Origin of the sequence: Halosolutus gelatinilyticus, from assembly GCF_023028105.1 — an archaeon.
Taxonomy (GTDB): domain Archaea; phylum Halobacteriota; class Halobacteria; order Halobacteriales; family Natrialbaceae; genus Halosolutus; species Halosolutus gelatinilyticus.
In genome coordinates, this window is record NZ_CP095491.1 from 529,204 (window position 1) to 553,490 (window position 24,287).

A 24,287-nucleotide genomic window follows, 5' to 3' on the forward strand; every position below is an offset into this window, starting at 1 on the left:
CGTCGGGACGTACGATCGAGTGCGTCACCATGGAGATCACGAAACGAGGTACGAGAGAGTGCACCGTTCGCCCCCATCAGTGTGTCGCATCTTTCCACCGCACGGACGTCTCGGAGACGACGAGCGAGCGGAACCGACGCCGATCGATGTGCGCCGATAGTGCTCCTGCCGGGAGTAATTCGGAGGGTAACGGACTAGTATCCCCGACCTTAATGCTCATGGTCGTGGTTCGTCGTCCCATGTCGACGCTGGGGATCGTTGCCCTCGATGCCGCCGATTACCGACTCGCCCGCGACTGGAACTGCGACAACCTCCTACTGGAGAACCACCGCGAACTGGAGACGTTCGCCTACTCGAACAGGTACCCGAACACGGTCGAGGTCTGGACGTCGGCCGCGACGGGTGCCCATCCGGAGGACCACGGCTTGCTTTCGACCGGCGAACACCAGGACTGGCGAAATCCCCTGCTCGAGTACGCGAGCAAGGTCGCGCCGTACGTCCTGCCGAAGGACGTGCGCGTCGCAATCGGAACGCGCTTGCGAGGCGATAACGACGACGACGGGGCCGGAATGGCGATGCGACAGACGTCTCACTCGCACCTGTTCGAACCGGAGGGGCGGGTCGTCCGCTGGTGGCCCGGCGTGACCCCGGGCGAGCACGTGAGCGAGACGTGGCACTGGTTCAACCTCGCCTCGAACGGGGAGCTCTCCGACGCCGAACTGTGGCGCCGGCTGTACGGCAATGCCGGCGTCGAACTCGGCTGGCTGCAGGGGATGGCGCAGGCCGAGGTCGCCGTCGCCGGCATCCACATGCACGTCCTCGACGCCGCCGGTCACACGTTCGCCTCCCACCCCGATCGGCTTCGAGACGTGTACGAGCGCGTCGACGCGATGGTCGGGTCGCTTCGCGACCGGGTCGGCGACCTCCTGATCGTCTCCGACCACGGGATGCAAGTGGAGTGGATCGACGGCGACGACGAGCCGGGGTTGCACAGCTGGCGCGCGCTCGCGTCGACGACGCTGTCGGAGCCGCCCGAATCCGTCTACGATATCCGCGACTGGGTCGACGAACGGGCCGACAAGGGACGCGACGCCGATCGGCGGGCGGTGATGGACACGACCGAGGAGCAACTCCGCGAACTCGGCTACCTCGAGTGACGACCGCCGGGACGCTCGAAAACCAGGGTTCGACGCTCGGCTGTTCGGACGATACTCAGGCGTACCCCAGATCCTCGAGGTCCTCCTGCAGCGCGTCCTCCTTGATCACGTACTCGGGCTCGAATCGATCGAGCTTGCGCTCGAGCGCCGGGTCGCTCGCCGGGTCGCCGTCGACCAGTCGAATCGTCCCCGCCGCGCTCGCCAGGTGGTCCGCGTTCATCGCCGCCTTGTGCTCGCCGTAGGCGGCGAAGGCCACCTCGCGATCGAGCGTCCCGATGCCGTGCTCGCTCCCGACGAGGATCGTCGGCACGTCGATCAGCGAGACCACGTCACCGAGTTCGGGCGCGTTTCGCGTCCCGAACGGCACGCGGAGCAGTTCCGGGCGCATTTCGCCGGGGTGGCCCCACAGGCCGTCCTCGCCCAGGAGTTCGCCGTGATCCGCACAGAAGACGACCCGCGTCTCGTCGGGGATCGCCTCCCAGAGCCGCGCCAGTTTCCGATCGAGTTCGACGACCTCCCGACGGTAGAGCTCGCGCACGAGGTCCTCGTCCGCCGCGGAGCCCCGGCCCGAGAGCACGCGGCGGGTCACTCGCTGCGCCTCGGCGCGGCCGACGCTCGCACCGTTGGGGTCGTAGGGATGGTGCGGTTCCATGAAGTGGAGCCAGCCGAACCACCCGTCGCCGTCGTTCCCCGATCGATCGGCGTCCTCGACCGCGTCGAGAAACGACTCGATCACGTCGTCGGCCGGCCGGAACGACTTCTCGATCTTGCGGAACCGACTCCGGAGCGCCTGGTAGCGGTTCCAGCCCCAGCTGGCGACGTCGTACGCGAGGGTGCCGCGATCGAGCAGGATCGCCCCCTTGTCCTTCAGCGTCTCCCCGCCGCCTTTCGGCGAGGCGAAGGAGTCAAAGCCCTCGTCGTAGCCGTACTCGGCCGAGAGGAGGTGGTTCGTCGTGATCCCGACGCAGCGGCGATCGAACCGGCGGGCGACGCTCGTCCCCTCGTTGAGACCGCCACCGGTCGCGTACTCGCCGCCAACGATCGCCGGAAAGCTCCCGAGGGTCGCCGTCGACGTCGCGAACGTCCGCGGGTGGGTGCGATCGAGGTAGCTCCTCGTCCGCTCCAGCTCGTCGAAGTGGTCGGCGCGCAGCGAGTCGACGGTGACCAGCAGCGTCCGCCGGGGCGTGCCGGTCGAGTTCGAGTCCGTTCCCGGCTCCGTCCGGACCAACTGGGGCGTCATCGACGGACCACCTCCGGGAGCAGGGCGCTTGCATTCAGCGTCGCGGCCGCCAGGCGCAACCGCGCGTCGCGCAGGTCCATCACCTTCGCCCCCAGCCACGTCGGGACCGAGACGTCGCGGTCGAGGATCGCGAGCGGTTTGTCGACGGACTGGTTCCCCAGCCAGAACTCGCGGGCGACGATCTGGTCGTACCCCCACTTCTCGCGGAAGTAGGACTCGCTCGCCAGGTTCTTCGCGGGATCGTGTCGGTTCCCCTCGTACTCGGCTCCGCCGCCCGGGCGGTGGGGGAACAACACCGAGGGACAGGTGCCAAACCGCCAGTCGGTCTCCCGCCAGTGGGCGACGAAGAAGTCGAGGTGCTCGCGGCCGATCACGTAGTTCTCGTCCCAGGCCAGTTCCTCGAGACAGTCCCGACGGAACGTCGTGATGTTCGGCACGAAGTCGAACTCCACGAGCGGGTACTCCGCGACCGTTTCGGCGGTCTTCGATCCCGTATCGCGGATCAGCACGTTACCCTCCTCGAACAGGTCGTGGCACAGACCCTGGATCCGGCCGTGCTCGAGCAGGAGGCCGCTGATCCCGCCGAACTCCGGTCGCTCCTCGAGTTGGCGGGCGAGGACGTCCGCGTTCGGCGGCACCTCGTGATCGCTGTCGACGATCGTCAAATACTCCTCGGAGAGCGCGTCGACGATCGCGTTGCGACCGGGGCCGAGACCCGCGTCGTAGGGCAGGTCGAGCAGTTCGAGGTCGAACGGCCACTCCCGATCGTAGAGGTGGCTGCGCTCCTCCGTCCGCCCGTCGTCGGCGACGTAGACGGTCTCGTAGGCGCCATCGGGGACTGACTCCAGGAGCGCCTCGAGCTTCTCGGTTCGGTTGAAGACCTTGACGCCGAGGGCGACGCTCGCGTTCGTCACCGTGCTCTCACCTCCGTTCGATCCGTGTCGTCTCGCCGTTCCATTCGCGGTGTTATCTGTGGTCGCATCGTTCTCACGTCCTGTATCCGCATCTCACTCCCTGTAGCCGAGCGACGCCAGGCGATCCTGGACGTCGACGTCGATCGGTCGTCCGTCCTCGTCGATCGCGTCGGGTTCGAGCGTCGACTCCCTCGTCCCCTCGTCGCGGGCCTCGAGTTCGATCCACGGCACCCGCCGGACGCTCGAGACGGGCTTGTCGGGGTGGCCCCAGATGCCGAGTTCGCCCAGCGCGTTCCCGTGGTCCGAACTCACTACCAGGGTTCCGTCAACGTTGTGCCGAAGCGCGTCGACCGCGTCCAGGCCGAGGCGGAGGTTGTCCGCGTAGGCCGCCCACACCTCGTCTCGCTCGAGGTCCCCGTCCCGGACGCGGCCCCACACGTTCAGCCCCGTTTCGTCCGCGTCGACGACCGAATCCGGCGATCCCCACTCCTCGGGCCGGTAGCCCGCGTGCAGGTCCGGCCGATCGAGGAACGGGACGTGGGGCTGCATGCAGTGGACGACCACGCGATCGAACTCGCCGGAGCGGCGGGCGTCGATCGTCCGATCGGTGATCGGCTCGGGTCGGATCGAGCCGAGGTCGTCGTCCCAGGCGTACCGCCACACTTCGTCGAGCAGCCCGAGCGGGTGGTCGTCACCGAGGACTTCCGCGGAGAACGGGTTCCCGGTTACGTAGGCCGTCCGCGAGAGTTCGGCCGGATCCGTACGCTCGGGATCGAACGTCCGGCGCATCCACTCCTTCGACGAGCCCGCGACCGAGTCGATCGCGCCCGCCTCGACGGCCTCGGACGAAGGCAGCCACTCGTACTCGGGGGCGACGTCGGCCATCAGGTCGACCCGACAGGCGTCCAGCAGGACGAGCACGTCCCATTCGCGGTCGAAGACGGTCTCGTCGGCGAAGTCGCCCATCCACAGCTGCCGTCCGAGCCACTCGTAGACGATCTTCATCGATCGTCGAACGCCGCGGTCCGGGAGCCGTCGCACGAATCGGCCGACGCCCATCAGCCGACCACCTCCCGAAGCGGCTCCGGACGTCTCCGCGGATACGACGCTCCCGACGTCATGCGTATCCCAAGTCCTCCAGCTGTCGCATCACCGATTCGTCCAGTTCGCGGTCCTCGGAGACGTCGGTCCGCCGATCGATCGTCTCGACGAGCGCCTCGAGCCGCCCCCGCGGGTCATCGTAGGGCGACTCGCCCCACTCCTCGAACCCGTCGAACGTCTCGTAGCCGAAGTAGCCGCGGACGGCGACGCCGTCGAGCCACTCGGCGCGGTGGTCGAGGTTTTCGAACCCCTTTCGGCGCAGGGCGTCGAGGTGTCGCTCGGGCAGCCCGTGGTACTCGACGAGGGTTTCGCCCTCGCGGAACCCGTCCGCCGCGGGCTCCCCGGTGTCACCATCCGCACTCTCGGACTGGGGTTCCCGAACGGGACCGGGATCGGCGTCCGGGAGGTCGGTGAGGTCCCGCCCCCGCGCCTCGGGATCGGACTCGAGGCCCGCCGCGGCAAGGACGGTTTCGTGGACGTCCATGAGCGAGACCGATCGATCGTTGTATGCGACCCCCTCGACGCTCCCGTCCCGGGCGTCGTAGACCGACAGCGGGATGCGGGCGAGTTCCGGGTAGATGCCCGAGAGGTGCTCCCAGCCGCCGTGTTCGCCGAGGAGTTCGCCGTGGTCGCTGACCGTGACGATCACGTCGAACGACTCGCGCAGTTCGGCGAAGATCCGTTCGTAAACGCGCGAGAGGTACCGGACGCAGTCGTCGTACGCCCGCCGCAGGTCCGCGGGATCGTCGTCGGGTTCCCCGAGCGAAGCGGCGAGTCCGTCGATGTCGACGTCGACCGTCTTCCACTCCGGAGGCGGGTCGTACGGCGAGTGGGCCTCCATCAGGTTCAGGAAGACGAACTCGTCGTCGCCGAACCTCGCGTCGCGAACCATCTCGAGTGCGGTGCTCGCGCCCTCGTCGACGTGCTCGACCTGACTCGCGAGCGGGGTGTCTCGAAGTTTCAGTACGGCGCCGTGTTTCAGCGACGGGAGCGTCCGATTATCCCCCAGCAGGACCTCCTTGAGCGCGCGGGCGTACCGCTCCGGCCCCTGGTCGCGCGTCTCCGCGATGAAGCCGTCCCAGTCGAACAGGTCGTCACCGTGATGTCGGATGCGCCAGCTCAGCTCGAACTCGTCGAAGCCGCGATCGGCGTCGAAGACGGGCGAGAGGTTCGGGTTCGCGCTGAACGCTCGCGTCGCGTAGCCGGCCGTCTGCAGGCGCTCGGCGAGCAGGGGGCCGGGGCAGTCGAAGGTCTGTGCATCGGCGTAGACGCCGACCTCGCTCGCGTACCTGCCGGTGAACAGCGAGGCGTGGGCCGGAACCGTCCAGTGGCTCGTGCTCCAGGCGTGCTCGAACCGCGTGCCGGGCAGCCAGTCGAAGTGCTCCTCGAAGGCGTCGTACCGGAGCGTGTCGAGGACGACTAGTGCGACGTTGGTCATAGTTCGATTGAGGGGGTAGCGTTCTTCGTCATCTGTCGGATCGAACGGCGTTCGGGAGGTCGTAGCGGATCGTATCGACGAGGTTCCAGAACCCCTTGCGCCAGAGCCAGTCGTTGACCCGCCCCGGCAGGGTGTCGGGGACGATGACCTCCTCGTACCGTCTGGGGTACTCCCGGCGCAGGCGGGCCTCGAGGTCCTCGTCGATCGTCGCCCGCGGCTGGTCGGGGTGGTGCATGCTGACCTCGTCGCGATAGGCGCAGCGACCGGAAGCGTCGCGTTCCATCCGCCAGCCGAACTCGGTGTCGTCGCGCCAGCCGGCGAACTCGGAGCGGAAGCCGCCGACGTTGAGCGCCGCCTCGCGATCGAACGCGAGGTTGCAGCCGACGTAGCGGCGCTCGCCGTCGTAGGTTCGGCCGCCGCGGACGCTTCCCTCGAGGCAGACCAGGCCCGGATCGCGATCGAACGCGGCCTCGATCCGCGAGAGCCACTCGCCGGACGGCCGACAGTCGTCGTCGGTCAGCGCGACGATCTCGCCGCGAGCCTCCCGGATGCCCGCGTTGCGCGCCTCGCAGATGTCGAGCGTCGCGTCGTCGACGACGATCGCCTCGTAGGCGTCGGCCGTCTGCGCGCGGAGGCGGTCGACGACTGCGTCGTGGTCGTTCGCCGGGATCGTCGGCACGACCACCGAGATCCGGGGATCCGGGTGGTCGATCGGTCGGGAGATCCCCGCCACGGCCGCGGCGGTCACTCGTCGGTCACCCCCTCGAGCGCCGTTCGTTCCGCCTCGTCGGCGTCGCTTTCCTCGGGTGCCTCCCGCCGCGGTGGGTCCTCGGCGAGCCGAGAACCCGGCGCTCCGGCGGCCACCTCCTCGACGACCTCTCGGAGCCCCCGGGCGAACCGATCGTACTCGTACCGCCGCGCCTCCTCGCGGATCTCCACCGAGTCGAAGTCGTCGGGATCGAACCGGCGAACGGCGTCCCGGATCGACGCGACGGTCGGCTCGAAGCGGAGGCCAGTCCGCTCGCCCTGGACCTGATACCGCGTGAATCCCTCGTCCACGCCGAGCAGCGGTTTCCCGGCCATCATCGCCTCCGCCCCGACGAGGCCGAAGTCCTCCTGCTTCGGCGCGTAGACGACCGCGGTGGCCCGAGCGACGAGCGACTCGATGTCGTCAACGTAGCCTCGCACCTCGACGTTGTCGTGGGCCGCCGCGATCGCTTCGAGTCGTTCGCGCTGTTTCCCGTCGCCCGCGATCACGAGCCGTTCGTCGAGCCCCGCGAACGCTTTCGCGATCAGATCGATCCGCTTCTCGGGGGCGAGCCGCGACCAGGTGACGAAGTAGCCGTCGTCGCCCTCGTCGCGCCAGTCGCCGGTGACCGGCGGGTAGACGACCTCGGCGTCGCGATCGTAGAAGCGTCGAATCCGATCGCGGACGAGCTCGCTGTTCGCGACGAACCGATCGACGTAGTCGTTGGCCTCCTTGTCCATCGCCCGCCACGCCTTCGCGTAGCCCTTGATCGCGGTCTCGACGAACGGATACTCGAACGACGAGAGCCGATCGCGGTAGAGGTCATACAGCCACCGCGGCGGGCTGTGGGGGTAGTGGACGATCCGCTGGTCGACCTCCGGAACGTAGTACTTCGACAGCGGCGCGCTCTCGAGGACCACGTCGTATCCGGCGAGATCGTCGTGGGCGTCGGTCAGGTCGAGCGCGACGTTGAGCGTCTCGAGGGGGTTCATCCCCTCGTTTTTCCACTCGAGGAACGGCCGCCACGGAAGCGAGGTGTACTTGGCCTGCCGGAACGGGATCACCTCGACGTCGTCCGGCAGATCCGTCCCTTCCGCGACGTAGGTCGTGTAGATCGGCGCGTCGAGCACTCGGGCGGCCTCGATCGCGAACTCCTCGCCGCCGCCGACGCCGGGAAAGCGATCGTGGAGGATCGCGACGTCGGTCACTGTAACACCTCCCGGAGTTCCCGATCGGGCGCCCAGGTCCCGTCGATCGTTTCGTCCTCGTCGCCGCGGGCGCGGACGAGGGCGACGCTCGCGCGAAGCAGCGAGACCTGCGTGTCGAACAGCGCGTAGGCGGGCTGGAGCGGGCCGAGCGCGTCCCGCGAGCCGAGGGTCGTAAAGCCGAACAGCGCAGCCGGGACCGCGAGTCCGAAGGGGCCGGCCAGGGCCAGCGACCCGACCGTCGCGAGCGCGATCGAACCGGCGAGGAGCCAGGGCGAGATCACCATGAACCACCAGTTGAACGGCAGCACGACCCGGCCGTAGAGCCCGTGACTACCGATCGCGTCGCGCTGTCGCCACAGCAGTCGTAACAGCCCCATCGCCCGACGGTCCTTCTGTTCGCGACGCTTGCCGAACTCGGAGTGGGCCGCCTCCCGGTAGTGAATCTCCGGATCGAAGACGACTCGGCCGCCGTTGCGGCGGATCTTCAGCGCGAGTTCGGAGTCGTCGGCGACCGAGTCCGAGTCGATGGGGACGATCGCGTCGCGTTCGAACGCGGAGAACGGACCGTGGAAGATCAGCGTCGAATCGAGGTGCGACTCGAGCACCTGGATCATCGTCTGGACGTCCCGGTAGCCCTGTTCGACCTCGCTGCCGCCGATCACCTCGGCGTTGCGGCCCGTCACCGCCGCGACCTCTGGATCGGCGAGGTTCGCCGCCGCCTTCCGGACGGCGTCGGGCGCGATCCGAGAGTCGCAGTCGGTTTTGACGACGATCTCGCTGGCAGCGGCGGCGTAGGCTTCGTTCAGCGCGGTCGCCAGCCCCTCGCGTTCGTCCTTGTGGATGAGCGTCAGTTCCGGCGCCGATCGGCCCGCGAAAAACGTCTCGACCAGTTCGGCCGTCCCGTCGTCGCTCGAGTCGACGACGACGATCTCGACCCGGTCCATCGGGTAGTCCAGTTCGACGAGTTCTTCGAGTTTCGATTCGACGATCGCCGCCTCGTTGTAGGTCGGAAGGACGATGCTGACCGACGGCTCCCGTGGCCACCCGTTCGCCGGAGAACCCGACGGTCGCAGGAGATAGTACGCGGCGAGATAGGTCACGTAGGGAAGACCCGTAAGCGTCAACAGCGCGAAACAAGCCCTGAGGAGTCGTCTCATAGACGTCTGGAGGAAGCCTCAACGGACCGCCTTAAAAGAGACCGGCTTGCATTGTTATACGAGTGCCGTCTCGTGGCGGTCACGGGCCAGCACGAACCGCGTCCACCCGATCGTTCGGGATGGCCTCGTCGGGACGATTGCAATCTCTGCGCGCGATACCTAGCATGGGACCGATGCGAGACCGCGTGCGCACGTTCGCGCCCATCGGTGGCTTTTTGCTCCCGGCCTCGCATGATTGAGTAGCCGATCGACGCCCGCGAACGCCATCACAATTTTGTTATGCGTACCGCTTTCGGTATGCTTTTAGGGCGGTGAGTCCAACCCACTCCCATGTCACTCACATCGGAGTCCGCCGTCGGCTACGACGAACTGGCCGTGCTCAAGCTCCTCGCGCTCGAGGGCGGGCTCGAGGGCGACGTGAAAATCTCCTGTTCTCATCTCGCGACTCGACTCGACGCCTCGAATCAGACCGCCTCGCGCCGGCTCCAGCGCCTCGAGAGCGCCGACCTGCTCGAGCGCGACACCGTCAGCGACGGCCAGTGGGTCGCGATCACCGACGCCGGCGAGCGCGCGCTCCACGCCGAGTACGAGGACTACCGCCGCATCTTCGAGTCCGACTCCCAGGTCGAACTCGACGGGACGATCACCAGCGGGATGGGCGAGGGCCGCCACTACATCTCGCTGCCGGGGTACAAACGCCAGTTCGAGGAGCGGCTGGGCTACGAGCCGTTCCCCGGGACGTTGAACGTCGACCTCCGAGAGGACAGCGTCCGTCGACGGAGCGCGATCGCCTCGCTCGAACCGGTCCCAATCGACGGCTGGGAGGACGAGGACCGGACCTACGGCCCCGCGGTCTGCCACCCGGCGACGATCGAGACTGTCGACGGCGACGCGTACGAGGACGCCCACGTCATCGCGCCCGAACGGACCCACCACGACGAGGACCAGCTCGAGGTCATCGCCCCCGACAAACTCCGCGAGACGCTCGACCTGGACGACGGCGACCACGTCACCATCTCGGTGGGTGACGGACGATGACCGGCCATCACGCCGGCGCTCGGTCGGACGCGGGGCCGAGTGAGGCCGGCGCGGGCGCCGCGGACGCCGATCCGTTCGATCGAGCCGTCGAGTCGCTTCGCGTCGGCGAGCCCGTGCTGGTCCACGACGCGGCCGATCGCGAGGGCGAGACCGACCTCATCTACCACGCCGACGCCGTCACGCCCGAGGCCGTCGCCCGGCTTCGAAACGACGCCGGCGGGCTGATCTGCGTCGCATTCGGTCACGAGATCGCGGAGGCGTTCGACCTTCCGTTCTACATCGAAGCGGTCGACCACCCCGCCGCGGGCGATCACGAACTCGGCTACGACGAGCGCTCCTCGTTCTCGCTGACGGTCAACCATCAGGACACCTACACCGGGATCACCGACGCCGATCGATCGACGACCATCCGGGCGCTCGGCGACGCGGCGGCCGCCCCATCTCAGATCGATTTCGCCGAAGAGTTCCGCGTTCCGGGCCACGTCCACCTGCTGAAGGCCGCGCCCGACCTGCTTGCCCAGCGCGAGGGCCACACCGAACTCGGCGTCGCCCTCGCCGACGCGGCCGGTCTTCCGACCGCGGTCGTCGTCTGCGAGATGCTCGACGACGAGACCGGACACGCGCTCACGCCCGCCGACGCCCGCGCCTACGCCGATCGGCACGGCTTTACCTACCTGGAGGGCAGCGAGATCACCGCGCGACTTGGGTAACGTCGCCGTACCCGATCGTCCGCTCCCGGTCCGGTTCTCGCCGTCAATCGTCGTCGGATCCGATCGAGACCCGATCCGCTCGGGTCCCGGCCCGATACACAGCGTACAGCACGAGCACGGCGATCGTAAAGTCGAAACTGTGCTCGACGAGGTGGTGGACCGTCATCGGCACCAGTCCGAACACGGTCCCGAGACCGACGACCGATCGGACCACGAGCAGCCCGAGGACCACGGTGATCAGTAGATACCGCGTCGATCGCCGGCGTCGATAGGCGACGACGCCGCAGCAGAAGAGGATCGTCGTCCCGACGACGGCGAGGACGATGATCGCCACCAGCACCGGCGCCAGTTGCGGGTCCAGCCACGGGATGTCGAACGGGCTCGTGTGGTCCATAGCGGCGATCGTATACCGTACCTGGGTGAAAACGTCATGTAGGCTCTTCGGTTACGGTCATTAGAGCGCCCGAACGAGCGTCAGCCGCTCCGGTCCCGTCGACTCGAGTTACGCGGTCCGTACGCGGGCCAGGGCCGTCGGGACCGTTCCCAGCCGCCGGGAACGATCGACCCGCGTTATGACGGGTCTCCTCGTAGTACGCACCGTCCCCGCTCGATCGTCCGGGACGAACGTACACGAAATCCATATGACCGAGACTCGACGACGGATACGCGATCGCATCCACGCGAACGCCGGCATCCATTTCAACGAACTCGTCAGGGAGTCGGAGTTCGCGCCGGGACAGATCCAGTACCACGTCCGCCGACTGCTGGAAGACGACGAACTCGTTCGAAGCGAACACTACGGCCGAACCCACTACTATCCGCCCGGCTACGACGACTGGGAACGCGCCGCGCTCGCGCTGTTCCGCCGCGAAACGGCGCGGGAGATCGTCGTGTACCTGATCGAGAACGAGTCCGTCGCCCCGGCGACCGTCGCCGACGACCTCGGAATCGCCCGCAGCACCCTGGAGTACCACCTCGATCGGCTGGTCGCCCACGACATCGTGGAGAAACGCTACGACGATCGCGATCGCGTCAGCCTCGCACTCGCGGCGCCGGAGCGGACCGCCCCGCTGCTCTCGATCGTCGAACCCACCGTACCGGACCGGCTGATCGATCGGTTCACCAGGCTGGTCGACGACCTCCTCGAATCCGATCGCCCCGCCGACTGACGCCGCGCCGCGACGGCCCGTCGCTTCTCCCGGTTCAGTTTCAGTCCCGCCGTCTCGATCGACCGCCGAGCACCCGATCGCCGACCTGCGAATCGCGAACACTTAGTACAGTGGGTTTCAACACACACGACTATGGGATTCGACGAGATGGACGTCGACACGATCTGGATGGACGGCGAGTTCGTCGACTGGGACGACGCGCAGATTCACGTGCTCACCCACGGACTCCACTACGGCACCGGCGTCTTCGAGGGCGCGCGCTGTTACGACACCGCGGAGGGCCCCGCGATCTTCCGCTGGGAGGAACACCTCGATCGGCTCTTCGAGTCGGCCAAACCCTACGAGATGGACATCGGCTTCTCCAAGGAGGAACTGACCGAGGCGACGAAGGAACTCATCCGCCGCCAGGAACTGCCCTCCTGTTACATCCGCCCGATCGCCTTCTACGGCTACAACTCGCTGGGCGTGAGCCCGCAGGACTGCCCCACCAAGACGGCGATCGCCGTCTGGCCGTGGGGCGCCTACCTCGGAGAGGACGCCCTCGAGAACGGCATCGAGGTGATGATCTCCTCGTGGCGCAAACACTCCTCCAGCCAGATCCCGACGAACGCGAAGACGACCGGCCTCTACGTCAACAGCCTGCTGGCCGGCGAAGAAGCCCGCCGCCACGGCTACGCCGAGGCGATCGTCCTCAACAAGGAGGGCCACGTCGCGGAAGGCCCCGGCGAGAACATCTTCCTCGTCCGCGACGGCGAACTCTACACGCCCGGCCTCTCCGAGTCGATCCTCGACGGCATCACCCGCGACACCGTGATCACGATCGCCGAAGACATGGGGTACACGGTCCACGACAACGTCACGATCTCGCGGGGCGAACTCCACACCGCCGACGAACTATTCTTCACCGGTTCCGCGGCCGAGGTCACGCCCATCCGGAAGGTCGACAACGTCGTCGTCGGCGACGGCTCCCGCGGCCCCGTCACCGAGGACATCCAGTCGGCGTTCTTCGACGTGGTCGAGCGCAAGACCGACGACTACGGCGAGTGGTTCGAATACGTCTAACAACCTTTTACTCTGCGTGCGGTCGCCTCTGGCGACCGCACTCGGCAAAACGTTGATGAAAAGCACTCCTCCCTCCGTTTCATGCGCTCTCCGAGCGCATTCCACATCGGTCGTCGGCCCGCTCGCTCACCCTGCGGGTTCGCTCGCGGTATGATTCCCTCGAACAACAGCCTGACCTTCCCCGGATCGCGTGCTCGCCCCACCAGGGCGAGCACGCTCACGGCTGCGGCTTTCTACGGACCCGGACATCACTCCTCAGTACTGATCTCGACCCGAAGATCATCGCCGTCCTGCAGTTCGTATTCGGCCGGATCGACCGCCTCATCGTTGACGTAGAACGCGACGTCGGTGCCGGAGTCGGCCGAATCGTACGTCTCCCCGTCGATCGTCAGGGCGCGGTCTCCGTTCGACTCCTCGTACTCGAAGTGGGGGAGAAGATCGAGCCCTTCCGCGAACGTCACCGGCTTCTCGCCTTCCATGTACCAGTGTTCGTCCCCCTCGTGGAGGTGAAACGCCATCGAGTGGTTCTCGGCGTGTTCGGCCTGGAACCGATCGGCGGAGAGATCGACCGAGTCGTCGTCGACGACGACCGCGATGTCGCCGCTGCCGTGCAGTTCGACGTGGTCGTCGTCACCGAGCATCGACGAACAGCCGCTCAGGAACGCGAGACTCGAGATCGTAGCGATGACGGCTCGTCGCTTCATACGCGGGTGGAGGGACCCGCCGTTCAAAACGTGTCCGTTCCACTCCCGCGATTCCGGAACCGCCGTTCCGATCGCCTACCGCTAGTCGTCCGTTCCTTTCGCCGCTGACTCGTCGACGACGTCGATCGAGACGCCCGCGTCCATCCGGTTTCGATTGGCGTCGCCGAACCCGGCGCTGAGTACGCGGGTGAGCGCGTCCTCGACGTCCTCGTCGAGTTCGCTGATGTCCTCGGGGTTGGCTTCGACGACGAATCCGGTCGTGATGTTCGGCGATGTCGGGAGAAAGAGCACCTCCCTGCCGTCTTCGGACGTCTTTCCGGTCTTGAACGCCGTCATCCGGAGGCCGTCCCAGACCTCGATCTTGACCGGCTTCTGAAGCGATTCCTGCTCTCCGAAGGCCGTCTCGGCGGCCATCTTGGAGGCGTTGTAGACCACGCGAACTACGGGGACGCGGTTGGCGACGTCGTCGACGACGCGCTCGACGAGGCTGCCGACCGTCGTCCGCATCAAGTAGCCGACGGAGAAGGTGAGAATGATGAAGACGGTGAGCGCGACGATCACGCGGAGGAACTGTGCGAGGTGTGCGCGAGTTTGGTCGAAACCGTCCCACGGGAGCAACGGCTCGAGCGTCGACCCCTCGAGGCCCAGACCCGGAGTCACCCCGGCGACGATGCCGTAGAGCCAGAGGATGACGTAGAACGTGATGAGGATCGGACCGAGGACGATCAGCCCACTCGCGAAGTCCCGCTTCCACGAACCCATGTACTGCACCTCTCACTACGGGGTAATGAGCCCTTCCCTTTACCGCCCGACGACGGCCCGTACGGCGAACCAGAGGTTTTCCTTCCGCTCCATCACGCGCCGATAGAAGTACGACTTCCAGCGACCACCGTAGGGGACGTACTGCCAGACCTCGTACTCGTCGGCGAGCTCCTCCTGGGCGTCTTCACGAACGCCCATCAGCATCTGGACCTCGAACGGCGTCCCGTACTTCTGGTGGAGTTCGATCGCCCGGTCGATCATCGCGGGATCGTGACTGCCGACCGCGATGCCGCCGTCGAAGTGCTCGAACGCGTACTCCAGCAGCGCCTCGTACTCGCGGTCGACCGCCGCCTTGTCTTTGTAGGCGATTTCGGCCGGTTCGTCGTAGGCTCCCTTGACGAACCGGACCTTGCCGGGAACGTCGGCGAGCCGTTCGACGTCGTCCCGGGTGCGTTTGAGGTTCGCCTGGACGCAGACGCCGACGCCAGCGCCGGACCCGCCGTCCGACGTGGATCGCGTTCCGCCGGAACGCTCACCGCCGCCGTGTTTCCGGGCGAGGGCTTCGAACGCGTCGAGCGTCGCGTCGGTCGTCGTGTGATCTTCCATGTCGATCCAGACGAAGACGTCCTCCTCGACCGCCGAATCGACGATCGCGGTGACCTCCTCGCGAAACACGTCCTCGCCGAGGTCGAGTCCCAGTTGCGAGGGCTTGACCGAGATGCACGCGTCGAGGCCCGAGGAGGCGATGTCGGCGGCGAGCGATCGGTACGTCGCGGCGTCGGCGTCGACGGGATCGCGATCGTTGTAGTGTTCGCCCAGCAGGTTGACGATCGCCTTCAGGTTGCGATCGTTCAACTGCCGTACGTGGTCGAGCGCCTCGGCCGGCGTCTCTCCGGCGACGAACCGGTTTGCGATCGGTGGGATCATACAGCGATTTTGTAAGGCGACCACTAAGGCAGTTAGTGATTGTGCTCGCCGCTCACATCGGTTCCGACGGCCGGCGGCGCGGACAAACCACCGCCGGTTAAGACATCGGGGTTCGTCGCGGCCGATATGGCAGTGATCGAGACGATCGTCGTCGCCTTCTGGGCGATGTTACCCGCGTACGTCCCCAACAACGCCGCGGTGCTGGCCGGCGGTGGTCGGCCGATCGACGGCGGCCGAACGTGGGACGGCAAGCGGGTCCTCGGAGACGGAAAAACGTGGCGTGGAACGGCCGCGGGCATTCTCGCCGGACTGGCGCTCGCGGCCGTCCTGTCGGTTCTCGCGGACGACGTCAGCGCGGCGATCGGGGTCGACGTCCCGGCGTTCGAACCGCTGGCCGCGATCGGACTCGCCACCGGGGCGATGCTGGGCGACATCCTCGCGTCGTTCCTCAAGCGACGGACCGGTCGCCAGCGCGGAGCGATGTTCCCCGGGCTCGATCAGCTGGATTTCGTCGTCGTCTCGCTCCCGCTGACGGCCCTGCTCGCGACAGGCTGGTTCCGCGAAGTGTTCACGTGGGACGTGGTCCTCGTCGTGGTCGTCCTCACGCCCGTCCTGCACGTGGCGACGAACGTGATCGCGTACAAGCTGGGACTGAAGAACGAACCCTGGTGATCGGGCGACGATCGCGACGCGGCCCGGAACTCGTTCTCCGGGAACAGTCCCGGCTTCGGTCTGACCGCTGATCTCGTACTACTCGTCGAGCGCGGCGCCGGTTCCGTCGAGTTCGAGCGGCGCTTCGTCGCGGGTATCTTGCAGACGACACTGCCGTCGGTGAGCGCCGTTCGATTCTCTCGCTCGACGAGCGGCCGCGTACGCGCGACGGCGCAAAAGGCCGAGCGGATCCCCGCGGGAGGGCACCCCCTATCCGGATGCGATTGTCATGTGTATCCTCTCCGGATACGATTATCGTGTGTATCGGTACTCGTTCTCGAGTTCTCCGCCGCGGCCCGGGTTCGATATCTGTGTATGTATTATATGGTTATTGTGGACAAACTATTTATTACTGTTTCGCCTGGCCTTACGTATGACGGCAGGCCCACCGATCGAAGACCTACACTACGAGGAAGCGCCGAAGGTCGACAGCGTTCCCGGGCCGCGGTCCCGGGAACTGCTCGAAAAACAGCGCGAGATCGACAGCAGCGCCGTCGCCTACCCCGACGACATCCCCGTCGCCTTCGAGGAGGGCAGCGGCGCGACCGTTCGCGACGTCGACGGCAACGCGTACATCGACATGTTCGCGGGGATCGGCGTGCTCAACGTCGGCCACGCGAACCCCTACGTGCTCGAGGCCGTCCACGAGCAGGCGGACAAACTGGTGCACACGGTCGACTTCCCGACCGACGCGCGCCTCGAGTTGATCGAAAAACTCGACGAGATCGCCCCCGACGGACTTCGAGGATCCAACAAGGTCGTCTTCGGCGGTCCCACCGGCAGCGACGCGATCGAGGCGTCGATCAAGCTCGCCAAGTACAACACCGGCGGCGACGGCCTCATCGCGTTCCGCGGGTCCTACCACGGCGCGACGACCGGCGCGATGAGCGTCACCTCCAACACGAAGTTCAAGGGCCACTACACGCCACTGCTCTCGGACGTCGTGCACGCGCCCTACCCGTACCCGGTCCACATGGGAAAAGATCCGCAGGAAGCGGTCGACCACGCCCTCGAGGAGGTGCAGGCGATCGTCGAGGATCCGTACGGCGGCCTCGCCAACCCCGCCGGCATCTTCGTCGAACCGATCCAGGGCGAGGGCGGCGTCGTGACCCCTCCGGAGGGGTTCCTGCAGGGGCTTCGCGACATCGCCGACGACAACGACATCCCGCTCGTCTTCGACGAGATCCAGAGCGGATTCGGCCGCACCGGCGAGTGGTGGGCCAGCGACTGGGCGGGCGTGACGCCCGACGCGATGACCTCCGCCAAAGCGCTCGGCGGCGTCGGATTTCCGCTGTCGGCGACGATCTACCACGAGGATCTCGACACGTGGGGAGCGGGCGACCACGCCGGCACCTACCGCGGTCACGTGGTCGCGATGCGGGCCGGGACTCGCGCGATCGAGTACATCCAGGAACGCGACCTGCTGGCCCACGCCCGCGAACTCGGCGAGTACATTCAGGACCGGCTGAACGAAGCGGCCGAGGAGACCGATCGGCTCGTCGACGTGCGCGGACGGGGCCTGTTCATCGGCGCCGAGTTCGTCGACGCGGACGGCGCCCCGGACGGCGACCTCGTCGACGCCATCCAGCAGTACTGTTTCGAGCGCGGCGTCCTCGTCTGGACCGCTGGCCGGCACGGTAGCATCCTTCGACTCCTGCCGCCGCTCGTGCTCACGCACGACCTCGCCGAGACGGCCCTGGACGTCATCGTAGACGCGATCGAACACGCGACCGAAGAGGCCGCACAAACCGCCTGACCGGACGGAAACCCGACGCACACCATGACCGACGCACATCCCGTCGAAACCGACGACGCACCGAACTCCGACAATCCGTACTCGCAGGGTATCCGCACCGGCGACACGCTCTACGTCTCCGGTTACGGGCCGGTCGATCCGGCGACGGGCGAGGCCGTCGACGGCGATATTCGAGACCAGACCGATCGCGTGCTCGACAACGTCGCCGCGGTCGTCGACGAGGCCGGCGGCGACGGACTCGACGATGTCGTGAAGGTCACCGTTTACCTCACCGATCTCGAGGATTACGAGCACGTCAACGAGGCCTACGGCGCGCGGTTCGGCGAGGACCCGCCGGCCAGAGTCTGCGTGGAGGTCTCGCGGCTTCCCGAGGACGTCCGCGTCGAGATGGACGCGATCGCCGTCTGCTGATCGACCCGCTTCTCGTGGCGTATCGCTCTCCCGTCACACCCGGACCGCCGATCGGATATCCCGTTCGTACGGAGTACACGATTATCGATCACGATTAAGTAGTTCCTGGTCATAGACCCGGGGAGTGATGGCATTCGACGGACGCGAACGGCTGCGCGACCTCCGGCGGGAGTTCCACCGATACCCCGAACCCGGCTGGCGGGAGTACCGGACCACGGGCCGGATCGTCGACGAACTCGAGCGGATCGGGGTCGACGAGATCGCGGTCGGCCGCGAGGCGCTCGCCTCCGATGCGCGGATGGCCGTCCCCGACGCCGAGGAACTCGAGCCCTGGTTCGAACGCGCACGCGGGGCCGGCGTCCGATCGGACGTGCTCGAGCGAACCGCCGACGGTCACACGGGGGTCGTCGCCGTCGTCGAGCAGGGCGAGGGCCCCTCGGTCGGGCTGCGCGTCGACATGGACGGGATCTCGTTGCGGGAGTCCGACGAACCCGGCCACCGACCGGCGGACGAGGGCTTTCGCTCCGAGCACGACGGCTACATGCACGCCTGCGGCCACGACGCGCACGTCGCGATCGGGCTGGGCGCGGTCGAGGCGATCAAGGCGAGCGAGTTTGCGGGGACGTTCACGGTGTTTTTCCAGCCGGCCGAGGAGATCTCCGGCGGCGGCAAGGCGATGGCCGAGGGCGGCTACCTCGACGGCGTCGAGTACCTGCTCGCGGTCCACATCGGACTCAACAATCCGACGGGGACCGTCATCGCCGGCGTCGAGAAACCGCTCGCCATGGCGCACCTGACGGTGACGTTCGAGGGGGCGAGCGCGCACGCGGGCAAGGCGCCGAACGAAGGGGCGAACGCGATGCAGGCGATGGCGACCGCGGTGCAGAACGCGTACGCGATCCCGCGCCACGCCGACGGGATGACCCGGGTGAACTTCGGTCGGGTCGACGGCGGGACCGCGAGCAACGTCATCGCCGAGGAGATCACGCTCGAAGGCGAGGTCCGCGGGGAGACGACGGCGCTCATGGAGTACGTGCGGACGGAACTCGAGCGCGTACTGTACGCCGCCGCGGAGATGCACGACTGCGACGTCACGCCCCGGATGATCAGCGAATCGCCGCGGGTCGATAGCGACCCCGAACTCCGCGACCTCGTGAGCTCCGTCGCGAAACGGGTCCCCGGCGTCGACACCGTGCTGCCGAGCGCGGAGTTCGGCGTCAGCGAAGACGTGACGTACCTGATGGATCGCGTCCAGAGCGAGGGCGGGCTGGCCTCGTACCTGCTCGTCGGCACCGACCACCCGACGAATCACCACACGCCGACGTTCGACGTAGACGAAGCGAGCCTGGGGATCGGCGTCTCGGTCCTCGCGGACGCCGCCGTCGAACTCTCCCGTCGACACCCGTAACTCCGGCCGACGACCGGCGAAAACCGTTCGGTGACGTGTCGAATTCGTTCGATCAGAAGTGTTAATTCGCGAGGTGCCCGTGTTCCCTGTATGAGTCAGGACGACGTGCCGGAGTCGCTCCGGACGGCAGCGGACTCCGATCGGCCCCGCGGGATCCTCACACCGTCCGATCGCGACTTCCTGCTCGGTCGGAAGACGGACTACACCGATCACTCCAAAAAACAGAAACGAAACCGCATTCGGCGCCGCGTGCGGAACGCGATACTCGATTTCAGCATCCTCTTCGAATACATGGAAGACCGGGACCGAAAGACGGTCTTCGACCCCGACGACGACGAACGCGACGCGTACACGCAGGGTATCACGGACATGCTCGCGTTTCTCCACCTCGGGACGATGGGGTACTACACGCCGTTCAAGGACATGCTCTCCGAGGGCGTCGGCAAGGCCGAACAGCGACTCGCCGGCTCGAACTACCGGATGGTTAACGTCGAGTTCAACGTCGACCCGGTCGGTCAGATCGACGTCGACGAGGTGATCGAGAAGCTCGAAAACGAGGAGTTCGCCCAGCTGACCGACGAGGAGCTTCGGGCGTTCGTCCGCCTGTTGACCATGTCCGACGACTTCTCCCCGGAGGCGACGCGCGAGGATATCAAGGATCGCGTCGACGAGTACGCCCGGAACGTAAACGAGAGCGCCGAATCCCGTGAACAGCGACTCAAGGAGCTGACGAACTGAGCGGATCGCTCATCGTTGACGGGAGCTGCTGTCGTCCGCTGACCACGTCGATCGCTGCCGCACTCTGCCATCTCCGCCGTCGTATTCTGCTACCGTTTTCCGCCGTCGCTATCGAAGCTTCCGTCGAACGGGCCTTCTCCGCGTAACCCTCGTCCCGCCGAGGTCTCCGTTCGAGCGTCGGACGGACGGTCTTGGGTGGCGAATGCGCTGACGGAACCTGGTCGACAGACCTTTGGATCCGCGTATTCGTCGACGACCGGCGGTCGGTTCGAACGGATCTGACCGGGCGTGACAACTTCCCGACGATAAACATAATCTGTATATGCCAGATACGAAAAGAAAATTTTTATTAAGTACACTATCGATAATCTCGGTATGCCATTGCACGGCACAGTCCGGCTGAGGCAGAAACAGGGTGGATCAGCTACGGTGCTGTTCGGAACCGGAGGTGGGACGGAATGAGCGATGCCGAGAAGGGGATGGTCGGCGAATTCTTCGAGGAGATCGATCCGACGGTTTTCTTGTTCGGTGCGTTGCTTACGGTCGGCGTGATTGCAGCGTTCTTCATCGACCAAGAGTTCGTCTCGAACGGGATTTCGACCGTCCAGACCGAGGTCCTCGCCTATCTGAACTGGGCACTACTGGTGATCGTATTCCTGATCGTCATCTTCCTCCTGTTCCTGATCGTCGGGCCGTGGGGCAAGATCAAGATGGGAGACTCGGATCCGGAGTACAGTTTCCTGTCGTTCTTCGCGATGCTGTACTCCGCCGGGTTCGCAGCCGGTGTCGTGTTCTGGGGACCGACGGAGGCGCTGTTCTACTACGATTCCCCGTCACCGCTGTTCGGCATCGAGGCCGGGACGAGCGAGGCGGTCCCAATCGCGATCCAGCAGACACTGTTCCACTGGGCGCTGCCACAGCTGGCCGTGTTCACGATCATGGGGCTCGCGATCGGATACTTCGCGTACAACTACGAGAACGTCCCGCTCCGCGTCTCTTCGGCGCTGACGCCGATCATCGGCGCCGATAACCTCGACGGCCCGGTCGCAAAGGTCGTCGACATCCTCGCCGTCTTCGCGACGATCGGTGGCGTGGCGACCTCACTCGGCTTCATCGGGAGCCAGTTCATCGCTGGCCTTAACTACCAGTGGGGGATCAGCCTGGGGAACGTCGGTATCCTCCTCGTGGTGACGATGATGACGCTCCTCTTTACGATCTCGATGGTGCTCGGGGTCGACAAGGGGATCCGCAGATTATCGAACTTCAACATGGTGCTGTTCGTCGTGCTCATGGTTGCGACGTTCTTCCTGGGACCGACGCTGTTCTTGCTCCTGCTCGGCTCACAGGCTGTGGGCGGAATGATCACCGATTTCGTCTCTATGAGCCTTTACACCGGTGCCGGCGACGAAGGTGGCACGGCGTGGGTCAACACATGGACTGTCTTCTATTGGGCGTGGGCGCTCTCGTGGTCACCGTTCGCTGGCCTGTTCATCGCCCGCATCTCCAAGGGTCGGACCGTCCGCGAGGTCGCGTTCACGGGGATCGTCGCGACCTCTGCGGCGACCATCCCGTGGTTCACGTTTGTCGGCGGCACTGCCCTGATGTACCACCACAATGGCACGGCCGACTTCAGCACCGTCATCGCCAACAACACACCGGAACTGTCGGGCTTCATCCTCTTCGAGGCGTTCCCCCTTGGAACCGTGTTCATGATCGCCTTCATGGTTCTCGTAACGACATTCTTCGTCACGTCGGCCGACTCCTCGACGCTGGCCGTCTCGATGATGACGACCGGCGGCAAGGCCCGCCCATCGACCATCAACCGGATCTTCTGGGGCGTCGTCCTCGGCGTGACCGCGGCGATCCTCATGATCATCGGCGGCAACGACGGAACCGGCGCGCTTCAGGACGCCGTCATCATCACCGGCGCACCGTTCGCCTTCGTCTGCTTCCTCGCGATGCTCTCGCTGATCAAGAACTTCGGCTCGAACTACGGCCGCGTGCTCCTGCAAGATGAAACCGTCCTCGTGGGCTCGAGCGCGACGACTGAACCCGAATCGCCGCCCGGCGGCCCCGTCGAATCGGACGACGACTGAGACGCCGACGCCCTCTGCCTCTCCGGCCGACGCGTCGCGTCGGCCGTCATGCTGTTCGCTTTTCTCGCGCGCCCGACCGACGAGCGCTGTTTCGCTCCGTCCCCTCGAGAATCGATAACAAGTTTTAATGTACGATGTAAACATAAACTGTGTATGGATAGGGACACGGCGGAACCCGACGCGGGCGAGCTTCCGGGTCCGAACGCGCAGCGATGGGTCGACTTCCATCAGGAGTACTCCGCGCCCAGCGAGTACTCCCACGAGTTCGTCTGGGACGTCACCCGCGAGGCCGACGGCCCGTTCGTCACGGACGTCGACGGCAACGTGTTGCTCGATTTCACCTGTCACATCGGCGCGGCGCCGCTCGGCTACAACAACGAGAAGATCACGTCGAAACTCCGCGAGTTCGACCTCGTCGAGCCGATGAAGATCGCCGGCCAGGACATGTACTTCGGAGCCGGTTCCGACCCCGCCGAGGCCGAGTTTCCGGGCTCGAGCCACCTGATGGAGAGACTCGTCAACGTCTCGAGCCAGTACGGGATGGACACGGTCTTCCTTTCGAACTCCGGCGCGGAGGCCGTCGAGAACGCGATGAAGATCGCCCACGACCACCGGGCGCCTGCGAAGTACGGCGTGGCCTTCGCCGGCAGCTTCCACGGCCGGACCCTGGGGACGCTCTCGATCACGAAGTCCAAGTCGGTCTACACGCGCCACTACCCCGAGATCGGCGGCATCGAAACGATCCCGTTTTGCGACTGTCGGGCCCGCGACAGTTCCGGCGACCCCTGCGACTGCGGATTCTTCACCGGATCGAGCTCGCGGCTCCGCGGCACCCTCTCGCCGGAGGGCGGTCACATTGATCCCGACGAGATCGCCTTCTTGATCCTCGAGCCGATCCAGGGCGTCGGCGGCTACCGCTTCCCGAGCGAGGGGTTCGTACAGGAGGTCGCTGACGTCACCGACGAGTACGACATTCCGCTGGTCGTCGACGAGATCCAATCCGGCGTCGGTCGCACCGGCGAGATCTGGGCTTCGGATCACTACCCGATCGAACCCGACGTCATCGCCAGCGCGAAGGCGCTGCGCGTCGGCGCGACCATCTCCCGATCGGAGGTGTTCCCCAGCGAGAAGAACCGCCTGGGATCGACGTTCGGCGGCGGCGATCTGCTGGGTTCGATGATGGGCGCGTTCACGCTGGAGGCGATCGAGGAGCACGACCTGCTCGACAACGCTACCCGACGCGGCGAGCAGGCGAAAGAACTGCTCCGGGACGGCGCGCCGTCCCACGTCGAGGACGTCCGCGGCACGGGACTGATGCTCGCGGTCGAGTTCGACACGCCGGAGCGACGCACCGCCGTGGTCCAGGAGGCGCTGCGACGCGGTCTGCTCACGCTCGGCTGCGGGAAGAAGACTGTCCGGCTGCTCCCGCCGCTGGACTCGACCGAGCGCGAGATCGAACTCGGCGTCTCGATCTTCCGCGAGGCGATCGAAGCGGCCGGAACGACCGCGAAGGTCGCCTAGTCTTCGACGGAACCCCCTCAGGTCCGGGGGTCCGCCGCGAGCATGTGCAAGCTGAACCGTCTTTCGCGAACCGGTCGAATACTCGTGAGATGACGTTTCAACCCCCGGTCGAGTGTCCGATCTGCGGCAACACGCTGGCGCTCGATCGCACCCTCGAAGATCACCTCATGCGGGAACACGAGCACCGAGAAGTGGCCCGACACGTGGCTTCCCGAGACGGAAACGGAGGCGGTGACGGCGGGGCCGCGACGGAGCTGTACTCCGACTGATTCCGCGTTCGCCGTCGGTTCTGCCGGCAGTCGTTCGACCTG

24 protein-coding genes are annotated in these 24,287 nt (G+C 66.3%); 13 read left to right on the forward strand and 11 right to left on the reverse strand.

Annotated features, from left to right (window positions below):
- The first annotated feature begins 239 nt into the window (after positions 1 to 239).
- Entirely contained in the window at positions 240 to 1,157 is a 918-nt protein-coding gene (locus MUH00_RS02655; protein WP_247002227.1) for an alkaline phosphatase family protein, read from the forward strand.
- A 55-nt stretch (positions 1,158 to 1,212) separates the two neighbouring features.
- Here MUH00_RS02655 and MUH00_RS02660 read toward each other — a convergent pair whose 3' ends face one another.
- The 7 genes from MUH00_RS02660 to MUH00_RS02690 form a co-directional block, all read right to left on the reverse strand.
- Positions 1,213 to 2,397, reverse strand: a complete 1,185-nt coding sequence (locus MUH00_RS02660) for a sulfatase-like hydrolase/transferase (protein ID WP_247002228.1) — start codon at positions 2,395 to 2,397, stop codon at positions 1,213 to 1,215.
- Positions 2,394 to 3,311 carry a glycosyltransferase family 2 protein gene (locus MUH00_RS02665; protein ID WP_247002229.1) on the reverse strand — a complete coding sequence of 306 codons (918 nt, stop codon included), beginning with the start codon at positions 3,309 to 3,311 and terminating at the stop codon, positions 2,394 to 2,396. The genes MUH00_RS02660 and MUH00_RS02665 overlap by 4 nt, the downstream gene beginning before the upstream one ends.
- Before the next feature lie 93 nt (positions 3,312 to 3,404).
- Positions 3,405 to 4,370 carry an alkaline phosphatase family protein gene (locus MUH00_RS02670; protein WP_247002230.1) on the reverse strand — a complete coding sequence of 322 codons (966 nt, stop codon included), beginning with the start codon at positions 4,368 to 4,370 and terminating at the stop codon, positions 3,405 to 3,407.
- A gap of 58 nt (positions 4,371 to 4,428) precedes the next feature.
- Positions 4,429 to 5,850, reverse strand: coding sequence for a sulfatase-like hydrolase/transferase (locus tag MUH00_RS02675; RefSeq protein WP_247002231.1), 1,422 nt, complete (start codon positions 5,848 to 5,850; stop codon positions 4,429 to 4,431).
- A gap of 28 nt (positions 5,851 to 5,878) precedes the next feature.
- Positions 5,879 to 6,598, reverse strand: a complete 720-nt coding sequence (locus tag MUH00_RS02680) for a glycosyltransferase family 2 protein (RefSeq protein ID WP_247002232.1) — start codon at positions 6,596 to 6,598, stop codon at positions 5,879 to 5,881.
- A complete protein-coding gene (locus tag MUH00_RS02685) occupies positions 6,595 to 7,806 on the reverse strand; it encodes a glycosyltransferase (RefSeq protein ID WP_247002233.1) in 1,212 nt (403 codons plus the stop codon). The genes MUH00_RS02680 and MUH00_RS02685 overlap by 4 nt, the downstream gene beginning before the upstream one ends.
- Entirely contained in the window at positions 7,803 to 8,963 is a 1,161-nt protein-coding gene (locus tag MUH00_RS02690; RefSeq protein WP_247002234.1) for a glycosyltransferase, read from the reverse strand. The genes MUH00_RS02685 and MUH00_RS02690 overlap by 4 nt, the downstream gene beginning before the upstream one ends.
- A 330-nt stretch (positions 8,964 to 9,293) precedes the next feature.
- Here MUH00_RS02690 and MUH00_RS02695 point away from each other — a divergent pair, with 330 nt between their 5' ends.
- Both MUH00_RS02695 and ribB read left to right on the forward strand, forming a co-directional pair.
- On the forward strand, positions 9,294 to 10,001 hold the full coding sequence (locus MUH00_RS02695) for a DUF120 domain-containing protein (RefSeq protein WP_247002235.1): 708 nt from the start codon (positions 9,294 to 9,296) through the stop codon (positions 9,999 to 10,001).
- The gene (ribB, locus tag MUH00_RS02700) at positions 9,998 to 10,711 is read left to right on the forward strand and encodes a 3,4-dihydroxy-2-butanone-4-phosphate synthase (protein ID WP_247002236.1); all 714 of its coding nucleotides are present in this window, start codon (positions 9,998 to 10,000) and stop codon (positions 10,709 to 10,711) included. The genes MUH00_RS02695 and ribB overlap by 4 nt, the downstream gene beginning before the upstream one ends.
- Before the next feature lie 43 nt (positions 10,712 to 10,754).
- Here ribB and MUH00_RS02705 read toward each other — a convergent pair whose 3' ends face one another.
- Positions 10,755 to 11,105 (reverse strand): DUF7471 family protein, encoded by a 351-nt coding sequence (locus MUH00_RS02705; protein WP_247002237.1) that lies wholly within the window; start codon positions 11,103 to 11,105, stop codon positions 10,755 to 10,757.
- 247 nt (positions 11,106 to 11,352) lie between these two features.
- Here MUH00_RS02705 and MUH00_RS02710 point away from each other — a divergent pair, with 247 nt between their 5' ends.
- A complete protein-coding gene (locus MUH00_RS02710) occupies positions 11,353 to 11,880 on the forward strand; it encodes a winged helix-turn-helix transcriptional regulator (RefSeq protein WP_247002238.1) in 528 nt (175 codons plus the stop codon).
- A gap of 132 nt (positions 11,881 to 12,012) precedes the next feature.
- Positions 12,013 to 12,942, forward strand: a complete 930-nt coding sequence (locus MUH00_RS02715) for a branched-chain amino acid transaminase (RefSeq protein WP_247002239.1) — start codon at positions 12,013 to 12,015, stop codon at positions 12,940 to 12,942.
- Between the two features lie 248 nt (positions 12,943 to 13,190).
- On the opposite strand, the gene MUH00_RS02720 is transcribed toward MUH00_RS02715, so the two are convergent.
- The 3 genes from MUH00_RS02720 to MUH00_RS02730 form a co-directional block, all read right to left on the reverse strand.
- Positions 13,191 to 13,646 carry a hypothetical protein gene (locus MUH00_RS02720; protein WP_247002240.1) on the reverse strand — a complete coding sequence of 152 codons (456 nt, stop codon included), beginning with the start codon at positions 13,644 to 13,646 and terminating at the stop codon, positions 13,191 to 13,193.
- An 81-nt stretch (positions 13,647 to 13,727) separates the two neighbouring features.
- On the reverse strand, positions 13,728 to 14,408 hold the full coding sequence (locus tag MUH00_RS02725) for a DUF502 domain-containing protein (protein WP_247002241.1): 681 nt from the start codon (positions 14,406 to 14,408) through the stop codon (positions 13,728 to 13,730).
- 39 nt (positions 14,409 to 14,447) lie between these two features.
- Positions 14,448 to 15,335 carry a proline dehydrogenase family protein gene (locus tag MUH00_RS02730; protein ID WP_247002242.1) on the reverse strand — a complete coding sequence of 296 codons (888 nt, stop codon included), beginning with the start codon at positions 15,333 to 15,335 and terminating at the stop codon, positions 14,448 to 14,450.
- Positions 15,336 to 15,461: 126 nt separating this feature from the next.
- Between MUH00_RS02730 and MUH00_RS02735 the strand changes: the two genes are divergently transcribed.
- The 8 genes from MUH00_RS02735 to MUH00_RS02770 all read left to right on the forward strand — a co-directional run bounded on the left by MUH00_RS02735 (position 15,462) and on the right by MUH00_RS02770 (position 24,245).
- Entirely contained in the window at positions 15,462 to 16,007 is a 546-nt protein-coding gene (locus MUH00_RS02735) for a CDP-2,3-bis-(O-geranylgeranyl)-sn-glycerol synthase (protein ID WP_247002243.1), read from the forward strand.
- A gap of 412 nt (positions 16,008 to 16,419) precedes the next feature.
- Positions 16,420 to 17,802: an aspartate aminotransferase family protein gene (locus MUH00_RS02740; RefSeq protein WP_247002244.1), complete on the forward strand. Its 1,383-nt coding sequence runs from the start codon at positions 16,420 to 16,422 to the stop codon at positions 17,800 to 17,802.
- A gap of 24 nt (positions 17,803 to 17,826) precedes the next feature.
- Positions 17,827 to 18,213: a Rid family detoxifying hydrolase gene (locus MUH00_RS02745; protein ID WP_247002245.1), complete on the forward strand. Its 387-nt coding sequence runs from the start codon at positions 17,827 to 17,829 to the stop codon at positions 18,211 to 18,213.
- Positions 18,214 to 18,340: 127 nt separating this feature from the next.
- Positions 18,341 to 19,621 (forward strand): amidohydrolase, encoded by a 1,281-nt coding sequence (locus MUH00_RS02750; protein ID WP_247002246.1) that lies wholly within the window; start codon positions 18,341 to 18,343, stop codon positions 19,619 to 19,621.
- Between the two features lie 90 nt (positions 19,622 to 19,711).
- Positions 19,712 to 20,359, forward strand: coding sequence for a DUF8102 family protein (locus MUH00_RS02755; protein WP_247002247.1), 648 nt, complete (start codon positions 19,712 to 19,714; stop codon positions 20,357 to 20,359).
- Between the two features lie 458 nt (positions 20,360 to 20,817).
- A complete protein-coding gene (locus MUH00_RS02760) occupies positions 20,818 to 22,455 on the forward strand; it encodes a BCCT family transporter (RefSeq protein ID WP_247002248.1) in 1,638 nt (545 codons plus the stop codon).
- 153 nt (positions 22,456 to 22,608) lie between these two features.
- Positions 22,609 to 23,976 (forward strand): aminotransferase class III-fold pyridoxal phosphate-dependent enzyme, encoded by a 1,368-nt coding sequence (locus MUH00_RS02765; protein WP_247002249.1) that lies wholly within the window; start codon positions 22,609 to 22,611, stop codon positions 23,974 to 23,976.
- An 89-nt stretch (positions 23,977 to 24,065) separates the two neighbouring features.
- Positions 24,066 to 24,245 (forward strand): hypothetical protein, encoded by a 180-nt coding sequence (locus MUH00_RS02770; protein WP_247002250.1) that lies wholly within the window; start codon positions 24,066 to 24,068, stop codon positions 24,243 to 24,245.
- Positions 24,246 to 24,287: the final 42 nt, after the last annotated feature.

What these genes read in the sequence shown, in the direction of transcription:
- MUH00_RS02740 (WP_247002244.1), top strand. Translation starts at nt 16,420, where the DNA reads ATGACGGCAGGCCCACCGATCGAAGACCTACACTACGAGGAAGCGCCG.
- MUH00_RS02735 (WP_247002243.1), top strand. Translation starts at nt 15,462, where the DNA reads ATGGCAGTGATCGAGACGATCGTCGTCGCCTTCTGGGCGATGTTACCC.
- MUH00_RS02655 (WP_247002227.1), top strand. Translation starts at nt 240, where the DNA reads ATGTCGACGCTGGGGATCGTTGCCCTCGATGCCGCCGATTACCGACTC.
- MUH00_RS02745 (WP_247002245.1), top strand. Translation starts at nt 17,827, where the DNA reads ATGACCGACGCACATCCCGTCGAAACCGACGACGCACCGAACTCCGAC.
- MUH00_RS02715 (WP_247002239.1), top strand. Translation starts at nt 12,013, where the DNA reads ATGGGATTCGACGAGATGGACGTCGACACGATCTGGATGGACGGCGAG.
- MUH00_RS02725 (WP_247002241.1), bottom strand. Translation starts at nt 14,408, where the DNA reads ATGGGTTCGTGGAAGCGGGACTTCGCGAGTGGGCTGATCGTCCTCGGT.
- MUH00_RS02720 (WP_247002240.1), bottom strand. Translation starts at nt 13,646, where the DNA reads ATGAAGCGACGAGCCGTCATCGCTACGATCTCGAGTCTCGCGTTCCTG.
- MUH00_RS02660 (WP_247002228.1), bottom strand. Translation starts at nt 2,397, where the DNA reads ATGACGCCCCAGTTGGTCCGGACGGAGCCGGGAACGGACTCGAACTCG.
- MUH00_RS02705 (WP_247002237.1), bottom strand. Translation starts at nt 11,105, where the DNA reads ATGGACCACACGAGCCCGTTCGACATCCCGTGGCTGGACCCGCAACTG.
- MUH00_RS02670 (WP_247002230.1), bottom strand. Translation starts at nt 4,370, where the DNA reads ATGGGCGTCGGCCGATTCGTGCGACGGCTCCCGGACCGCGGCGTTCGA.
- MUH00_RS02750 (WP_247002246.1), top strand. Translation starts at nt 18,341, where the DNA reads ATGGCATTCGACGGACGCGAACGGCTGCGCGACCTCCGGCGGGAGTTC.
- MUH00_RS02760 (WP_247002248.1), top strand. Translation starts at nt 20,818, where the DNA reads ATGAGCGATGCCGAGAAGGGGATGGTCGGCGAATTCTTCGAGGAGATC.
- MUH00_RS02755 (WP_247002247.1), top strand. Translation starts at nt 19,712, where the DNA reads ATGAGTCAGGACGACGTGCCGGAGTCGCTCCGGACGGCAGCGGACTCC.
- ribB (WP_247002236.1), top strand. Translation starts at nt 9,998, where the DNA reads ATGACCGGCCATCACGCCGGCGCTCGGTCGGACGCGGGGCCGAGTGAG.
- MUH00_RS02730 (WP_247002242.1), bottom strand. Translation starts at nt 15,335, where the DNA reads ATGATCCCACCGATCGCAAACCGGTTCGTCGCCGGAGAGACGCCGGCC.
- MUH00_RS02770 (WP_247002250.1), top strand. Translation starts at nt 24,066, where the DNA reads ATGACGTTTCAACCCCCGGTCGAGTGTCCGATCTGCGGCAACACGCTG.
- MUH00_RS02690 (WP_247002234.1), bottom strand. Translation starts at nt 8,963, where the DNA reads ATGAGACGACTCCTCAGGGCTTGTTTCGCGCTGTTGACGCTTACGGGT.
- MUH00_RS02710 (WP_247002238.1), top strand. Translation starts at nt 11,353, where the DNA reads ATGACCGAGACTCGACGACGGATACGCGATCGCATCCACGCGAACGCC.
- MUH00_RS02675 (WP_247002231.1), bottom strand. Translation starts at nt 5,850, where the DNA reads ATGACCAACGTCGCACTAGTCGTCCTCGACACGCTCCGGTACGACGCC.
- MUH00_RS02695 (WP_247002235.1), top strand. Translation starts at nt 9,294, where the DNA reads ATGTCACTCACATCGGAGTCCGCCGTCGGCTACGACGAACTGGCCGTG.
- MUH00_RS02765 (WP_247002249.1), top strand. Translation starts at nt 22,609, where the DNA reads ATGGATAGGGACACGGCGGAACCCGACGCGGGCGAGCTTCCGGGTCCG.